Origin of the sequence: Chryseobacterium sp. POL2 (genome assembly GCF_011058315.1) — a bacterium.
GTDB lineage: Bacteria > Bacteroidota > Bacteroidia > Flavobacteriales > Weeksellaceae > Soonwooa.
In genome coordinates, this window is the sequence record NZ_CP049298.1 from 3,057,996 (window position 1) to 3,074,476 (window position 16,481).

Consider the following 16,481-nt stretch of genomic DNA (forward strand, 5'->3'; position numbering starts at 1 on the left):
TGCAATCACTCTAAACTATGCGTGGGATAAAATTTGGTGTTTTAATTTTAATAATTCTTTTTGGGATTTATGCCGTTTCTATGACTTTTGTTGATGAAAGAAAAGAGTACAGCATTCATTCTAACATTACTTATCCGATAGATAAAGTTTTCCCACAATTTAATAATCTACAAAATTTTTCGCATTGGAATGATTTTTTCACCCAAGATAAAAATCTGGGATTTAGCTTTTTCACACCTTATTCAGGCAAAGATTCTTCGATGAAATTTTATAATAAAAAGCATCAAGATCAATTTGGGGAGATGTTTATTCGCTATGAAAATCCTATGAAGAGCCTTCGTTATCAATTGTTTTTGGAAGATGAATCTTACCCGTATTTGATAGATGTAAAATTTATTGGAAAAGGAGAATCTACCGAGATTAATTGGAAAATACAAACACCGAAACAGCCATTGCTTAGACGTTCGCTTAATTTGCTTTCCGAAACCTTATTTGTTGAAAATATTGAGAAAAGTATTAAGAATTTGACAGCAATTTTAGGTAACAAAGTAGATAAAGAAAATTTGATTGCTTCTATTAAATACGATAGTATAATGGTGGAAAATCAAGAAAGCGCTTTGCTGTTGGGCGTTAACGTGAGTACATCGAATAAAAAAGATGCCTTATTAAAGAATATTGTTATTAATCATAATAAAGTTGTAAATTATGTAAAACAAGATTTGGGTAAAAAAGATGATGAATTTGGAAGCCCAATTTTAATTACCAATCCTAATAATTTTAAAGATAAAGAAGTGTCCTATTTTTATGGTGTGGCACTTCCCAAGAGAATAAGCACTTCGGATAACAATTATACTTTCCGAACGCTCAACGGCGGCCAAACTTACTTTATGTATTACAAAGGTAGTTATGCAGGTCGTATAAAAAGTATACAACAATTAATACAAAAAGTTAAAAAAGATACCCTGCGACATGGAGATTTGCAAGAACAATTTTTGGAAGAGCCAGACGCTACTTCTGATGTCAAATTAAAACTGCAACTTCCTGTCTATCGATAAGTCGGACTTCGAAAAAATGATATTTAACATATTGTTAAAATGCATATTCGTTTGCCCGATTATAGATAAAAATTTAGTAAATTTGTTGGCAATATTTGATAATTTTTATAAACAGATAATCTGTAATAATGGATAAATTTTCGTTTCTAAATGCCGCACATGCTCAGTTGATTGATGACATGTACGAGCAGTACCTGAAATACCCAGATTCTTTAGAACCTTCATGGAAAGCTTTTTTCCAAGGTTTTGACTTTGCGAGAGAATATTATGGTGATGATGACAGCAATGACATGTCACCAGTTGTACAATATGCACAACAAAGTGTTAACAATGGCCAAGCTTCTGAAGATATTAGCAAAGAATTCAAAGTTCTTAATTTGATTGAAGCTTACAGAACGCGTGGACACCTTTTTACAAAAACCAATCCTGTAAGAGAAAGAAGACATTTTGCGCCGACTTTAGCGATTGAAAATTTTGATTTGACAGTAGCAGATCTTAATAAAAAATTCAACTCTGCCACAACAACAGGAATGCCTGGACCAGCGACTCTAGCAGATATTATTAAACATCTTGATGAGATCTATTGCGACTCTATTGGAGTTGAATATATGCACATTAACAATATCGAGGAGAAGCAATTCATAAGAGAATGGGTTAGTGTTAACGAAAATCATCCAAAATTGTCTGCGGATGAAAAAACAGAAATTCTTTTCAAACTTAACCAAGCGGTAGCATTTGAAAATTATTTGCATACAAAATTCGTTGGACAAAAACGTTTCTCACTAGAAGGTGGAGAATCTTTGATTCCTGCGCTTGACCAATTGATCACCAAGTCATCACAATTGGGTGTTGATGAGGTCGTTCTTGGGATGGCTCACCGTGGACGTCTTAACGTCTTAACGAATATTTTCCAAAAATCATACAAACAGATTTTCTCAGAATTTGAAGGGAAAGAATTTGAAGAAGATGTATTTTCGGGAGATGTTAAATACCATTTAGGTTCTTCTAAAACGATTACAACAGCTAATGGAGAAGAGGTCGTTATCAATTTGACACCAAACCCATCTCACTTAGAAACTGTTGCTGCTTTGGTTGAAGGTATTTGTCGTGCAAAAGTTGACCACAAGTATAAAGATTACAAAAAAGTTTTACCAATTGTTATCCATGGTGACGGTGCAATTGCTGGCCAAGGTATCGTGTACGAAATTGCACAGATGATGACCTTGGACGGTTACAAAACTGGCGGAACAGTACATATTGTCGTTAACAACCAAGTGTCGTTTACAACCAACTATTTAGATGCAAGATCATCTATCTATTCTACAGATATTGCAAAAGTAACACAATCTCCAGTGATGCATGTTAATGCTGATGATGTTGAAGCAGTTGTACATGCTATTAGATTTGCTGCAGATTTCAGAGCTAGATTTGGGAAAGATGTTTATATCGATCTTTTAGGCTATAGAAAATATGGACACAACGAAGGTGACGAACCAAGATTTACACAACCTAATCTTTATAAAACCATTTCTAAACATCAAAATCCACGCGAAATTTATAAAGCAAAATTAATTCAGGAAGGTATTGTTTCTGATGAGGTTTTGAAAAGCATGGAGCAAGATTTTAAAAAGTTATTGGATGAAAACTTTGATGCTTCCAAAGGTATCGAGCGTAATACCATGACACCTTTTATGGAAAATGATTGGGTAGATTTTCCAATGGCGCCGAAAGGTTCAATTCTTAAGTCTGTAGATACGACTTATGACCTAGCTAAACTTAAAGAATTAGCCATTAAAATCTCTACTTTGCCTGGGGATAAAAAATTCCTGAACAAAATCACAAGATTGTTCGAAAACCGTATCAAAATGGTTGAAAACAATTCTTTGGATTGGTCAATGGGAGAATTATTAGCATACGCAACATTGTTGACAGAGCAATTCGGTATTAGAATTTCTGGGGAAGATGTTGAGAGAGGGACTTTCTCTCACCGTCATGCGGTTATTAAAACGGAAGATACAGAAGAAGAATATGTTCCATTAAAACATGTTTCTGATTCTCAGTTTGATATTTATAATTCACACTTGTCAGAATATGCCGTTTTAGGATTTGATTATGGTTATGCAATGGCATCGCCAAAAACGTTGACGATCTGGGAAGCACAGTTCGGAGATTTCATGAATGGTGCACAAATCATCATCGATCAATATCTTGTAGCAGCTGAAGAAAAATGGAAAATCCAGGACGGTCTTGTGATGTTATTGCCTCACGGATCAGAAGGGCAAGGTGCCGAGCACTCCTCAGCAAGAATGGAGAGATTCTTGACGCTTTGTGCAAATGATAATATTATCGTTGCGGATATTACTTCGCCAGCCAACTATTTCCACTTATTGAGAAGACAAATGAAATTTGGATTCAGAAAACCTTTGGTTGTTTTCACACCAAAATCTTTATTAAGACATCCAAAAGTGGTATCAAGCTTAGAAGATATGGCACAAGGAGAATTCCAACCAATATTGGATGATCCAACAGCTGATCCTAACAAAGTAGAACGTCTTGTTCTTTGTACTGGTAAGTTGTATTTCGATTTATTAGCTAAAAAAGAGGAAAGTGGTGACGAGAAAGTTGCTTTGGTGAGATTAGAACAATTGTATCCACTTAATATGGATAAAATCAATGCAATATTCGAAAAATATAACAAAAGAACTGATCTTGTTTGGGCACAAGAAGAACCAGAAAATATGGGAGCATGGAGCTATATTCTAAGAAACTTTAGAGATACAGGTATCCAAGTAATTTCTCCAGTAGCTTCAGGTACACCAGCGCCAGGTAGCCACAAAATGTTTGAAAGAAATCAAACAGCCATCATCAATAGAATTTTTAATTGTGATGATGCGCCAACCAATAGACCAGTTACAGCATAATTAAAAACTAACGATATTATATTAGAGTTTATAAACTCTGTTTAAAACAAAAAAATTACTCCTATGTCAATATTAGAAATGAAAGTCCCTTCACCGGGAGAATCTATCACAGAAGTTGAAATTGCAACTTGGTTAGTTAAAGATGGCGATTATGTTGAAAAAGATCAACCTATCGCAGAAGTAGATTCGGACAAAGCAACACTTGAGCTTCCTGCAGAAGAAAGCGGAATAATTACTCTAAAAGCTGAAGAAGGTGATGTGGTACAAGTAGGACAAGTGGTTTGTCTTATCGACATGAGTGGGGCAAAACCCGAAGGTGCAGCGACACCAGTTGAAGCTCCAAAAGTTGAAGCTCCAAAAGTTGAAACGAAAAAAGAAGCACCAGCGGCTGCAACTTATGCAAGCAATACACCTTCTCCTGCAGCTAAAAAAATTCTTGACGAAAAGGGAATGGAGCCAGCGCAAGTACAAGGAACTGGTCGTGACGGAAGAATCACAAAAGATGACGCTGTAAAAGCTGTTCCAGCAATGGGTGCTACACCATCAGGTTCTGGAAGTCGCGCACAATCTACAACAAAACTTTCTGTACTTAGAAGAAAAATTGCAGCAAGATTGGTTTCAGTTAAAAACGAAACCGCAATGTTGACAACTTTCAACGAAGTGGATATGTCAGAAATCTTCAGAATCAGAAAACAATATAAAGAAGAATTCGCAGCTAAACATGGTGTAGGACTAGGCTTTATGTCGTTCTTTACCAAAGCGGTTACAAGAGCTTTAGAATTATATCCAGATGTTAATGCATCTATCGACGGTGATTTTAAAATTAACTATGATTTCTGTGATATTTCTATCGCGGTTTCAGGACCAAAAGGTCTTATGGTACCCGTTCTTAGAAATGCGGAAAATATGACGTTACGTAATGTTGAAGCTAACATCAAAGATCTTGCAACTAAAGTAAGAGATGGTAAAATTACAGTTGACGAAATGACGGGTGGTACATTTACAATTACCAATGGTGGTACTTTTGGTTCTATGATGTCTACACCAATTATCAATCCACCACAATCTGCAATTTTGGGAATGCACAACATTATCCAGAGACCAGTTGCAGTGGATGGGCAAGTGGTGATTCGCCCAATGATGTATGTTGCGATGTCTTATGACCACCGTATTATCGATGGTAAAGAATCTGTAGGTTTCTTGGTAGCTGTTAAAGAAGCAATCGATAATCCAGTAGAATTCTTGATGGGTGGCGACGAAAGAAAAGCCCTAGAACTTTAAGATTAAAATTCTCGATATATTATAAAATCCCGCTAATTTCGGCGGGATTTTTGTATTAGCTAAAATATAAACTTTAGCCATGGTCTCTAAAACTACTTCTCAGATACAAGTAACAGTTCATACAGAATATGACGCAAAAAACAGTTTTCCACTCGATTTTCGTCATACCTTTCGTTATTACATTATCATCGAAAATAAAGGTCAAGAAAAGGTGAAGTTGCTCCGTCGCAGATGGCAAATTTTTGATGTCGGTTTTGGACAGTCATTTGTCGAAGGAGAAGGAGTTATAGGACTACAACCTATCATAGAACCTGGACAAGTTTTCAAGTATTTTTCGAATGTTGTTCTGCAATCCGGAATAGGAAATATGACAGGTCAGTATCTTTTTGTAAATATTAATAGCAACGAAACTTTTGAAGTTGAAATTCCGAAATTTAGTTTGTTTTCTGAAATTTTAAATAACTAAAGTTGCTTAATGTTTTTATTGAAATAATCATTGATCTCGTCATTTCGTGTGAGCATCAAACGTTCAAATCCCAATAATGAAATTTTAGCACAAACTTCGGCATCATCTCCTGCTCTGTGATGCTTGAAACTAATCTGATGTTGATCGGCCAAATTCCTCAAACCATAAGTTTTAAGGTTTTTCCAAGATTTTTTAGCCAAAGAAATACTACACAAATAATTGATTTTCGGTTTGAAAAATCCATAATAATCCAAACAACTGCGAAGGACTCCTGCATCAAAAGACGCATTGTGCGCGATCATAAGATTACCATACATTAATTCCTCAGCTTCATGCCAAATGTCTTCAAAACTAGGGGCGTCAGCAACATCTTCTGGCGATATGCCATGTACTTCGATATTTCTCGGATGGAAATAAGGGAAACTAGGCGGTTTTATCAGCCAAGTTTTGGTAGTCACAATTTCTCCGTTTTCAACGATGCAAATGCCCATTTCACAAGCTGAGTTTCGCTCGTGAGTAGCAGTTTCAAAATCTATTGCAACAAAATCCATTTTCTTGAGATATCATTTTTTATAAACAAAAATTTATTTTAAGAAATGTTTAAAAATAAGCCATTTCGTTTGATAATAGTCTTTTATTTGATGCTTTTGACGACGTTTTAGTGTTCCTACAAATTCTGCATAAAATCCAACATGTGATCGTACAATGGCCCAAGTGTGAGAAAATCCATCTTTGAACATCATGTAGATTCCCGCAATACCATCTAAGCTAAGTCTGAAAAATATGAGATAAAGCTTATTAGAAGGTAAATTTTTTAGCATCATGCTGAGGTTATTTCGAAAGTTGAGGTAAGTTTTTTGTGGATTTTGCTTGTTCAAAGTTCCACCTCCAACATGATAAATTGTGGATTGTCCGCAATAATATATCTTACGATTATTATTTTTTAAACGCCAGCAAAGATCAATTTCTTCCTGATGGGCGAAGAAACGTTCATCAAATCCTTTCTCATTCCAGAAATCTTTAGCTCGGATAAATAAAGCACAACCCGAAGCCCAAAATATTTCCGTAATATCATTGTATTGTCCTTTGTCTTCCTCAATTGTTTCAAATTCGCGACCACGACAATACGGATAGCCAAGATTGTCGATTAAACCACCGCCGGCACCAGCAAATTCAAATTTTTTTTTATTATTAAAATCTAAAATTTTTGGTTGGATGGCTGCTATTTCACTATTTTCTGAAAACAAAGTCATGATGGGCTTTGTCCAATTTGGTGTCACTTCAACATCCGAGTTTAAAAGGCAGTAGATGTCCGCACAAATTTCTTTTAAACCTTCGTTATAGCCTTGTGCAAAGCCGAGATTGGTTTTATTAAAAACTTGTTTTATTTGTGGGTAATTTTTGTTTAACCAAATTACAGAATCATCGCTCGATGCGTTATCAATAACATATACTTCGGCATTACCAGAATATTGAATGATATTTGGTAGGAATTTTTCTAGCCAAGATTTTCCGTTCCAGTTAAGGATGACAATTGCTAATCTCATGGTGTTGCTTCGTATTGTTTGATAGAGCCTTGATATTTCCAACGTCTGTGTGACCAAAGCCAATTGGACGGGCGTTTTTCAATAGTATTTTCTAGAAGTTTATGAAATTTTCGAACCACTTCATATTGTTCAAATTTTTCAGCTTCAGGACATATTCTGTAATAATTAACTTGATAAAATCCACGTTTTACCTTTTTCATATCACAATAGATAAAGGCTAAATCTAATTTTTGTGAAAGTCTGTCGTAACCAATAAAAGCGGGTGTTGCTTGGTTTAAAAATTTAAGGCCATAGGTAATATGTGAAAAATGTGGCGTCTGGTCGGCCACAAACATATATATAGAATTTCCGTCATTAGGAGCTCGCAAGATTTGTTTGATAACTTCGTTAGCTTCAAGCGATTTGTTATTAAAACGGTTTCTAACAAATTTAATTTTTTCTTCCCAGAACTTGCTGTTCATTTTTCGATAAACGGGATGACAGTTTTCTTGTTCCACCAAAGTTGCCAATGCGTTGAACCATTCCCAGTTAAACACATGGCCAGAAAGCAAAATAATATTTTTTCCTTCTTCTTTTATTTCATGAAAAAGATCGCGGTTAAGATGTTGTACACGAACTTTAAGCTCGGTTTCGGAAATTGTAAATGCCTTTAGCATTTCAACAATATAATCACAAAAATTGATGAAAAATTGCTTTTGAATTTCTACCAATTCCTCATGTGACTTATCTGGAAAAGAATTTTTAAGATTGTCGTACACAACTTGTTTTCTATAACCTACAACATAATAGTTAAGAAAAGACATGATGTCCGAAAAGATATACAATACCTTAAGTGGAAGGTGAGAAAGTAGTAATAAGAGACTAAATAATATTTGGTTCAAAATTTGTAAAAAGATTATCTGCAAAGTTAAGGAAAAGCTACTAATATATTCTTTAGTTTTGTAGTGGTAAAGTTATTTAAATATTATAATTATGCGAAAAGTAAAAAGCTTAATCTTAGGGCTTGGTGTGTTGGTGCTAGGAAATACGGTTCTCAAAGCACAATCTGCTGAAAAAACAGTCCAAACACAGGCGCAGTTGGAGGCAATTGCCAAAAAGAAAATTGCAGATGAGGAAAAAGCAAAATTAAAAAAGCCTTATGATGCCAAAGCGGATGCAGAGAAAGATATTGAAGCTTTGGTTGCACAAGCGAAAAAAGAAAACAAAAATATCATTTTACAAGCAGGAGGCAATTGGTGTATTTGGTGTTTACGTTTTAACGATTTTGTGGAGAAAACACCAGAATTGCAATCTATTGTAGATGAGAATTATTTGTATTACCATCTCAATTATTCTCCCGATAACAAAAACGAAAAAGTATTTTCAAAATACGGAAATCCAGGCGACAAATTTGGTTATCCGGTTTTCATAGTTTTGGATCAAACAGGAAAGATGATTCATGTGCAAGATAGCGCCGTGCTGGAACAAGACAAAGGCTATGGTGTAGAAAAAGTTAAAGAATTTTTTAACCAATGGAAACCAAAAGCTTAAATAAAGAGTCAAGATTTTTTCTTGACTTTTTATTTTCAAAAACTTAGATTAATTTCTTAATCCAATTCAATTTTTCATCAGAATAAGGCGGATATTTGATATTGGCTTCGCCCCAAGTTGCGCGTTTCAAAATCGATTTTTGATGAGTAAATGCTTCAAAACCGAACTTACCATGATAATTTCCGATACCAGAGTTACCAACGCCTCCAAAAGCCAAATTATCATTAGCTAAATGCATAACAACATCGTTGATACAACCGCCTCCAAATGAAATTTGATTAATAAATTTTTTAATTTCTGAGTCCTTGTTTGTGAAAAGATAGGCTGACAACGGCTTTTCGTGATTTTGAATTTGATGTAAAGCTTCATCAAAATTCTCATATACCAAAATCGGAAGAATAGGGCCGAAAATCTCATCTTCCATTATCTTGTCATTCCAATTGACAGGGAAAAGTAGGGTAGGCGCTATAAAAAGTTTTTCTTCATTGTATTTTCCTCCCAGAATTGTTTTTGTTTCATCAATTAATTCTGTTAAACGGTTGAAATTTTTCTTGTTGATAATCTTTGTATAATGAAGACTTTCAGCTTGGTAATTGTTAAATTTAATTTGATTTTTCAAAAGCTCTACAAAGTCAGCAGCTACTTTTTTATCCACCAAAACATAATCTGGAGCCACACAAGTCTGTCCACCGTTTAAAAATTTTCCCCATGTGACGCGTTTGGCAGCGATTTTTAGATTCGCATGCTCTGTTACAATCGCAGGGCTTTTTCCACCCAATTCCAAGGTTACAGGCGTTAAATGTTTTGCAGCAGCTTCGTACACAATTTTTCCAACCCGTGGACTTCCTGTAAAAAATATCTTATCAAATCTCAGTTTTAGAAGTTCTGTTGTTTCGTCGATACCGCCTGTTTCGATATGTAAAAATGAAGAGTCAAAGTTCTTATTAAACAATTCTGCCATGATGTTCATGGAATGTTCTGCCACTTCGCTTGGTTTCAAAATGCAAGTGTTTCCAGCAGCAATGGCGGAAATCATTGGGCAAATGGAAAGTTGAAAAGGATAGTTCCAAGCGCCAATTACTAAACTGCAACCCAAAGCTTCTTGATAGATTTTGGAGCTTCCCGGAAGATTGGCCAAATTGGTACGCACCGATTTTGGCTTCATCAACTTTTTTAAATTTCTAAAATAAAAGTCAATTTCGTTGTAAATAATTGCCAGTTCAGTTGTGTAGGTGTCAAATTTTGATTTTCCGAAATCTTTTGCAATAGCTTCGTAGAACAAATTTTCATTATTAGAAATGACTTGTTTTAATTTTCGTAATTGAGAAAGCCTGAAATCCAAAGACTTTGTTTTCTGATGATTAAAAAACTGGCGTTGAGATTCTAAAATTTGTTGAATAGACATATTGACAAAATTATATTTAACTAATATAAAAATAATCAATTATGAATTCTTTCTTATTAGTTTTAATTATATTTATTAAATAAAGATTTATTGGTTTATGGATTTTAAAGGAAAGACGGTTTTGATAACTGGCGGCGCATCGGGAATTGGAAAAATAATGGGACGAAAAGTTCTCGAAAGAGGCGCTCGTCATCTTATCATTTGGGATATTAATGAAGCTGGAATGAACGATGTTAAAGCTGAATTTTCAAATTTTAAAGCTAATGTTTTCGGTTACAAAGTTGACATTTCAAAACTCGGAGACATTCAGGAAAACGCCCAAAAAGTAAAATCCGAAATTGGCGACGTCGATGTGTTAATCAATAATGCAGGGATTGTTGTTGGGAAATATTTTCATGAACATTCGCATACGGATATTTCTCGCACTATGGCGATAAATACTGATGCCATTATGCACATTACTCTAGAATTTTTGCCAGAAATGATACAGCGTAATTCTGGAGCTGTTTGTAATATTTGCTCGTCTGCAGGATTGATTTCTAATCCGAAAATGTCAATTTATGCTGCGTCAAAATGGGCGGCGGTGGGCTGGAGCGATAGTCTTCGTCTCGAAATGGAGCAACTCCAAAAAAGTATTTCGGTTACCACGATTATGCCTTTTTTTATTAATACAGGAATGTTCGATGGTGTAAAGTCGAAACTTTTGCCAATTTTGGAACCCGAACCTACTTCAGAAAGAATTATTAAAGCGATAGAAAAGAATACAAAATTGCTTGCAATGCCGCTTCCGTATTGGTTTATACGATTGAGCCAAGGGGTTTTGCCTTTAACAGTTTTTGATTGGGTGATGAGAAATATTTTCGGGATTTATGACACGATGAAAGATTTTAAAGGACGTTGAATTTTATGTTCAAATTTATGTCCCGTCCTGAAATAGCGATACAAAAAAAATAATCGTTATTATGGAAGAAAGAAGCAATTATGTAAAACGTACTCAGCGCGATTACAGTATGTCTTTTAAGTTGAACGTTGTAAAAGAAATCGAGTCTGGAGAACTCTCTACCACTGTTGCTTGCCGAAAATATGGCATCCAAGCCCGAAGCACAGTTGTGAGTTGGCTCAGAAAATTTGGTACCTTTGACTGGGAGAACCAATCCCCATCGAATATGCCAAAGTCACCAGAACAAAAGATCATGGAGCTTGAAGCCCAAGTAAAGCTTTTGCAAAAGCAGAAGACCTTTCTTGAGAAACAGGCTTATGTGGCTGATAAAAAAGCCATTATTTTCGATATGATGATTAACCTTGCCGAAGAGGAATATCAAATTGATATACGAAAAAACTCACCACCCGAACTATCGACTCTTTCCGAAAGGAACAAAAAGAAACCATAAGTTTCTCCTGTGAATTGTTCGGGGTTGACCGACAGGTTTATTATCGTCATTTGAAACGAAAAGCAAAGCGGCAACAAAATGCACAGCAGGTTGTGGATTGGGTAGCAGAGCTGCGAATGATTCATCCAAAAATGGGTGGAAAGAAGTTGTATTTTCTTTTGAAAGAGAAACTTGAAAATTTAAGAATTGGCAGAGACAAATTCTTTGACTTCTTAAGGGCTAACCATTTGTTAATCATTCCCAAAAGAAGTTATCACAAAACTACCAATTCGTATCATCGTTTTAAAAAACATAAAAATTTGATTAAAGATTATCAATACAAAAAGCCTAATAATGTTTGGGTGTCGGATATCACCTACTTGGGGAACAGAGAAAACCCAGCCTATTTAAGCTTGATAACCGATGCTTATTCTAAGAAAATCGTAGGCTTTGATGTGTCGGATTCTTTGGCTACAGCATCTTGTTTAAATGCTCTAAAAATGGCATTGAAAAAAGAAAACCCGAAGAGTCTTATTCATCACTCAGACAAAGGTTTACAATATTGTTCCGATGATTATCAAAAGCTATTGAAAAAGCATAAAATCCGTTGTAGTATGACACAAGAATCAGATCCTTATGAGAATGCCATAGCCGAAAGAATCAATGGAATTTTAAAACAGGAATATGATATTGATAAATTTAATGTAGATTTGAATACAAGAAAGATTTTGGTCAAACAAACCGTAAAGGTCTATAATGAGTTAAGACCGCATTTGTCAAACTATTATTTAACACCGATGCAAATGCACCAACAACAAGAATTAATACCAAAATCTTACAAAAAGAAAAACAGTACAAATACGAATATATGTACTGTTTAAAATAAAATTTTATTGGTCTAATCCTGTATCATTTTTTCAGGACGTTACAAAATCTAAGCATTAAGCTTCTTCTGATTTAGTTTCTTCAACTTTAGCAGGAGCTGCTTTTGGCGCTTCAACTACTGGCGCGTCAGATACAACATCGAATGCGAAATTGTACTCAACATTTCTGTGAAGTCTGATAAGCGCTTCAAATTTACCTGTTCTCTTGATAGTATTACCAGGAATTTTGATGTATTTTTTATCTACGATAACACCTGTTTTAGCCAATTCTTCAGAAAGGTTAATATTATTGATAGAACCGAAAAGTTTGTCACCAGAACCTACTTTAGCAGCGATAGTAACAGTAGTTTTCTTTAATTTTTCAACGATAGTATTAGCAGCAGCGATTAATTTAGCTTCTTCCTCTTTTCTAGCTTCTAAAGTAGCTTCTAAAGCAGCTTTGTTTTTTGGAGTTGCTAAAAGTGCTAAACCTTGAGGTAACAAGAAGTTTCTTGCATAACCTGGTTTTACGTTTACTGTATCGAACTCAAGTCCTAAGTTTTCTATGTCTTTTTTAAGGATAATTTCCATTTTGTTGATGTCCTTTTGTTGAGAAGTTAGATTTTAGAAATTAGAAGTTAGAAAACCAACAACCAAAAACTATAAACCAACAACCAATGTTAATATTATTTTAATAAATCTGCTACGTAAGGCATTAAAGCTAAATGTCTAGCTCTTTTGATAGCTGCAGATACTTTTCTTTGGTATTTAAGAGAAGTTCCTGTGTAACGTCTTGGCAAAATTTTACCTTGCTCGTTCACGAATTGTAATAAGAAATCAGCATCTTTATAATCTACATGCTTAATTCCGAATTTTTTGAATCTACAATATTTCTTTTCAGATTTTGTATTGATATCAAGTGGTGTTAAGAATTTTACTTCAGATTCTCCACCAGCTGAGGCTTGTTTTGCCATATCATCTATTGCCATGTCTTTTTAATTTTAAGGGTTAATAAATTAAGCTTTAGCTGCTTTTACTTTTGCTCTTCTAGTTACAGCATATTCTACAGCGTGCTTATCCAATTTTGTAGTTAAGTAACGGATAATTCTTTCGTCACGTTTGAAAGCTAATTCTAAGTCAGCTACAACGTCTCCTTCACCTTTGAACTCAATCAAAGTATAGAATCCATTCTTTTTCAATTGGATTGGGTAAGCTAATTTCTTAAGACCCCATTTTTCTTTAGCAACGATTTCGCAACCTTTTTCTTTTAAAAGGTCTTCAAATTTTTTCACTGCTTCCTCCACCTGTGCATCAGATAGAACGGGAGTTAAAATGAAAACAGTTTCGTAATTGTTCATAATGATTAATTAATTGGTTAATTATTTCGAGTTGCAAAGATATAACTTTTTTTTAATGAACGAATATGTAAATAAAAAAATCCCGCAAATAATTGCGGGATTCATATTAATATAAGTTTTCAAATGTTATTTTTTGATTACTTTAATAGTGTCTGCTCCATTTTCTGTTTCAACTACTACTACGTAAGTTCCTGGTGTCATTCTTGACATATTAACTTCGTTAGCTGTAGCTTTTGCAGCTTGGTTAGCAACTATTTTACCATTCATGTCATATACTTTGATAGACTTAGCATTAGAAACGCTGTTTACTTTTAATACATCAACTACTGGGTTAGGATAGACTTGTACTTTAGCTTTGTTAATATCATTAACTGCCATTGTACCTACTGCTACTGTATAGTCTTCATATTCTCCAAAGATTACTTCTGGATCTTCGAATAAACAAGGGTTGTCTGTTGCAGTGTTATCACTACCAGCTGCAGTAACTACTAATCTCATTCTGTAATTACCAGCTACTGTGTTTGCTGGGATGGTTACTGTTCCAGATGTAGTAACTCCTGTTCCACCATCTCCAATTTCGCCTAGATATTCTGAGCTCTCGAATACGCCATTGTTGTTATAGTCAATCCATCCAGCTACTCTTTCGTACCAACCGTCGCCTACTGTTACAGAGATTGGGTAAGTTTGACCTGCAATAACTGAAGCAGGAGCCACAGAAGAAGAGTAATCAGAATATCCATTTGTTCCACAAGCTGAATCGTTGTTGATTCCAGCAAAAGTTACATTAGTAATTAAGTCTCCATCATTACATTCAAGACTAACTTCACAATAAGTTACAGGAGGTGTTGTTCCAGCAATTTTAAGCGTGTAGTCCTCTGCCTGACCAAAACTTGTTCCTGTTACACATGGGTCAACGTAAGGGTTAGCTCCGTAAGTTTTCTTAATTCTCAAACGGGTGTTACCTGTTACAGCGTCTGCTGGTACTGGGATGTCGATACTTACGCTTTTGCCGTCTGCACCTGTTGAGTTATCTAATACTCCTTGTACAACATACGTTTCTGTTGTTGGATCAAAAGTGTTGTCGTTATTCCAGTCAGCATAAACTACAAATCTTGCTTTATAATTCCCGTTGGTATTACCTTCAAGAGTCATTGTATAGGTTTCACCTTTTGTAACATTAGCAATTTTGTCTAAGAATGCTTCGTGTGCTGGTGATGTTGTCGCTGCAGGTGAAGAATTTGTAAGATCAGCAAAAGTTACTTTAGTGATTGGTTCAGAATAAGTAAATGCTAATGGACCGCAATAAGGTGCAACTGGACTTGGTGCAGTTGTTAACGAGTATGCAGGACAATCTGTTGCGCTGCCATCAGCATTGATGGCTACTACTTTCCAATAATATGTTGTGCTGAATTGCGTACCTGTGATGTTAACTGTAAGATTTGCTGTTGAGCCTAGTTTTGTCATTGTAGACTCTGTAGCTCCCCAATAGATATCATAAGATGTAGGTGTGCCTCCTGTTGTAGGAGCTGTCCAAGAAATAGGAGTTGTAGGAGCTGCTACACCAGTTGCACCATTAGCAGGTGTAACATTTGTAACGCAACCTGGAGGATTAGCATCAGCGGTTTTGAAACTGAATTCTGAACATCCTGTTGCAGAACCAATATTGTTTTTAGAAACGACTTTCCAATAATAAGTTGTTAAAGGCGCTAATGCTGATGTTGGAATGCTTGTTGATGTGACGTTTCCTAATAATGTTGTTGGGTTAGGGGTTGTACCGAAATAAACGTCATAGCTACTTGCTACACCACCCGTTGATGCTGCTGTCCATGATAATGTTGCAGGTGGGTTAACTGGTACAGCTTGGTTACCATTAGCTGGTGCTGTAAGCGTAGGGCAGTTTGGAGCTTCTGTTTGTGCCGCCATGCTAACTACTTTGAAATCATCTACAGCAAAACCAAATTGATCTTGAGATGTACATTGGATAGCAATGTGGATTGTTTGTCCAGCGTATTGACTAAGGTCGTAAGTGTATTGATGCCACTGAGAGTCGGAAGGCGAAGAAACTACGGCACCAAGTGCTGTAAAATCGGCTACTTGCGTCCCTGTTGTGGAAACATATACACGGAACTTTTCGTCACCATATTCGGAGTCACATGATTTTCCCCAGAAGCTAACTTCTGCACCAGATCCTGCTGGAATGGCTACTGAAGGCGAAATCATCCAGTCGTTATTCCATGGAGTAGCGGTTGCGGCAAAGCTTACCATCATTTTGTTCCCCGTTCTACCAGTCCAATCAGAGCTATCTGATGCTGTCATGGGAGGTGTTGTGGTGGTTGAGTTGAAAACCTGGAAAGATTTTGCCACTCCACTGTTTGCGAACTGAATTCCTGAGAAGCCATAAGTGGTTTTCCCATCAACGTCTCTTAAGGTCCAGTTGCCTACATTTGCAATTGCAAAATCCGTGTAATTTTCGAAGCTGTCTTCGAATAGCACCGTTTGGGCGGAAGTGGTGACTCCTAGTGCTACAAAACACGATAGTAAAACTTTTTTCATAATAATTTAATTTTTTTGGTTTTGTGATTTTCAAATATATTAAAAAAAAATTAAAATACAAATTGAGTCATAAAAAAATGAAAAAAATTAATGATTGTTTATTTTATCGGTCTTTTTTGTTATTTGTATGTA

The 16,481-nt window shown here is 35.5% G+C and carries 16 protein-coding genes; 8 read left to right on the forward strand and 8 right to left on the reverse strand.

The genetic code is table 11. The features are described 5' to 3' along the window. Positions 1-17 precede the first annotated feature (17 nt). The 4 genes from G6R40_RS14165 to apaG all read left to right on the forward strand — a co-directional run bounded on the left by G6R40_RS14165 (position 18) and on the right by apaG (position 5,723). Entirely contained in the window at positions 18-1,055 is a 1,038-nt protein-coding gene (locus G6R40_RS14165) for a polyketide cyclase (RefSeq protein WP_165136967.1), read from the forward strand. Positions 1,056-1,183: 128 nt separating this feature from the next. Beyond that, entirely contained in the window at positions 1,184-3,976 is a 2,793-nt protein-coding gene (locus G6R40_RS14170) for a 2-oxoglutarate dehydrogenase E1 component (RefSeq protein ID WP_165136970.1), read from the forward strand. A 63-nt stretch (positions 3,977-4,039) separates the two neighbouring features. Next, the gene (gene odhB, locus G6R40_RS14175; protein WP_165136973.1) at positions 4,040-5,257 is read left to right on the forward strand and encodes a 2-oxoglutarate dehydrogenase complex dihydrolipoyllysine-residue succinyltransferase; all 1,218 of its coding nucleotides are present in this window, start codon (positions 4,040-4,042) and stop codon (positions 5,255-5,257) included. Positions 5,258-5,336: 79 nt separating this feature from the next. Then, positions 5,337-5,723: a Co2+/Mg2+ efflux protein ApaG gene (gene apaG / locus G6R40_RS14180; protein WP_165136976.1), complete on the forward strand. Its 387-nt coding sequence runs from the start codon at positions 5,337-5,339 to the stop codon at positions 5,721-5,723. Here apaG and G6R40_RS14185 read toward each other — a convergent pair. From G6R40_RS14185 to G6R40_RS14195, 3 genes are read right to left on the reverse strand one after another with little or no spacing between them, the layout of a single operon-like run. Next, positions 5,720-6,274 carry a 3'-5' exonuclease gene (locus tag G6R40_RS14185; protein WP_165136979.1) on the reverse strand — a complete coding sequence of 185 codons (555 nt, stop codon included), beginning with the start codon at positions 6,272-6,274 and terminating at the stop codon, positions 5,720-5,722. The two genes, apaG and G6R40_RS14185, sit on opposite strands and share 4 nt — an antisense overlap. A 33-nt stretch (positions 6,275-6,307) precedes the next feature. Beyond that, positions 6,308-7,270: a glycosyltransferase family 2 protein gene (locus G6R40_RS14190; RefSeq protein ID WP_165136982.1), complete on the reverse strand. Its 963-nt coding sequence runs from the start codon at positions 7,268-7,270 to the stop codon at positions 6,308-6,310. After that, positions 7,267-8,154 (reverse strand): lysophospholipid acyltransferase family protein, encoded by an 888-nt coding sequence (locus G6R40_RS14195; protein ID WP_165137757.1) that lies wholly within the window; start codon positions 8,152-8,154, stop codon positions 7,267-7,269. The genes G6R40_RS14190 and G6R40_RS14195 overlap by 4 nt, the downstream gene beginning before the upstream one ends. 88 nt (positions 8,155-8,242) lie before the next feature. On the opposite strand from G6R40_RS14195, the gene G6R40_RS14200 reads away from it, so the two are divergent. Next, on the forward strand, positions 8,243-8,800 hold the full coding sequence (locus tag G6R40_RS14200; protein ID WP_165136985.1) for a thioredoxin family protein: 558 nt from the start codon (positions 8,243-8,245) through the stop codon (positions 8,798-8,800). Between the two features lie 43 nt (positions 8,801-8,843). Here the strand turns inward: G6R40_RS14200 and G6R40_RS14205 are convergent, their stop codons facing one another. Beyond that, positions 8,844-10,205, reverse strand: coding sequence for an aldehyde dehydrogenase (locus tag G6R40_RS14205; protein WP_165136988.1), 1,362 nt, complete (start codon positions 10,203-10,205; stop codon positions 8,844-8,846). A 97-nt stretch (positions 10,206-10,302) separates the two neighbouring features. On the opposite strand from G6R40_RS14205, the gene G6R40_RS14210 reads away from it, so the two are divergent. The 3 genes from G6R40_RS14210 to G6R40_RS14215 all read left to right on the forward strand — a co-directional run bounded on the left by G6R40_RS14210 (position 10,303) and on the right by G6R40_RS14215 (position 12,456). Continuing rightward, positions 10,303-11,106 (forward strand): SDR family oxidoreductase, encoded by an 804-nt coding sequence (locus tag G6R40_RS14210; protein ID WP_165136991.1) that lies wholly within the window; start codon positions 10,303-10,305, stop codon positions 11,104-11,106. Between the two features lie 61 nt (positions 11,107-11,167). Continuing rightward, a complete protein-coding gene (locus G6R40_RS15220) occupies positions 11,168-11,596 on the forward strand; it encodes a helix-turn-helix domain-containing protein (RefSeq protein ID WP_228455825.1) in 429 nt (142 codons plus the stop codon). A 14-nt stretch (positions 11,597-11,610) separates the two neighbouring features. Beyond that, positions 11,611-12,456 (forward strand): IS3 family transposase, encoded by an 846-nt coding sequence (locus G6R40_RS14215; RefSeq protein ID WP_262887641.1) that lies wholly within the window; start codon positions 11,611-11,613, stop codon positions 12,454-12,456. 60 nt (positions 12,457-12,516) lie between these two features. Here the strand turns inward: G6R40_RS14215 and rplI are convergent, their stop codons facing one another. The 4 genes from rplI to G6R40_RS14235 form a co-directional block, all read right to left on the reverse strand. Then, positions 12,517-13,029 carry a 50S ribosomal protein L9 gene (rplI, locus tag G6R40_RS14220; protein WP_165136994.1) on the reverse strand — a complete coding sequence of 171 codons (513 nt, stop codon included), beginning with the start codon at positions 13,027-13,029 and terminating at the stop codon, positions 12,517-12,519. A gap of 95 nt (positions 13,030-13,124) precedes the next feature. Then, positions 13,125-13,427, reverse strand: a complete 303-nt coding sequence (rpsR, locus tag G6R40_RS14225) for a 30S ribosomal protein S18 (protein WP_027382072.1) — start codon at positions 13,425-13,427, stop codon at positions 13,125-13,127. 27 nt (positions 13,428-13,454) lie between these two features. After that, positions 13,455-13,796 (reverse strand): 30S ribosomal protein S6, encoded by a 342-nt coding sequence (gene rpsF, locus G6R40_RS14230; protein ID WP_165136997.1) that lies wholly within the window; start codon positions 13,794-13,796, stop codon positions 13,455-13,457. A gap of 126 nt (positions 13,797-13,922) precedes the next feature. After that, positions 13,923-16,349 (reverse strand): GEVED domain-containing protein, encoded by a 2,427-nt coding sequence (locus G6R40_RS14235; RefSeq protein ID WP_165137000.1) that lies wholly within the window; start codon positions 16,347-16,349, stop codon positions 13,923-13,925. Positions 16,350-16,481: the final 132 nt, after the last annotated feature.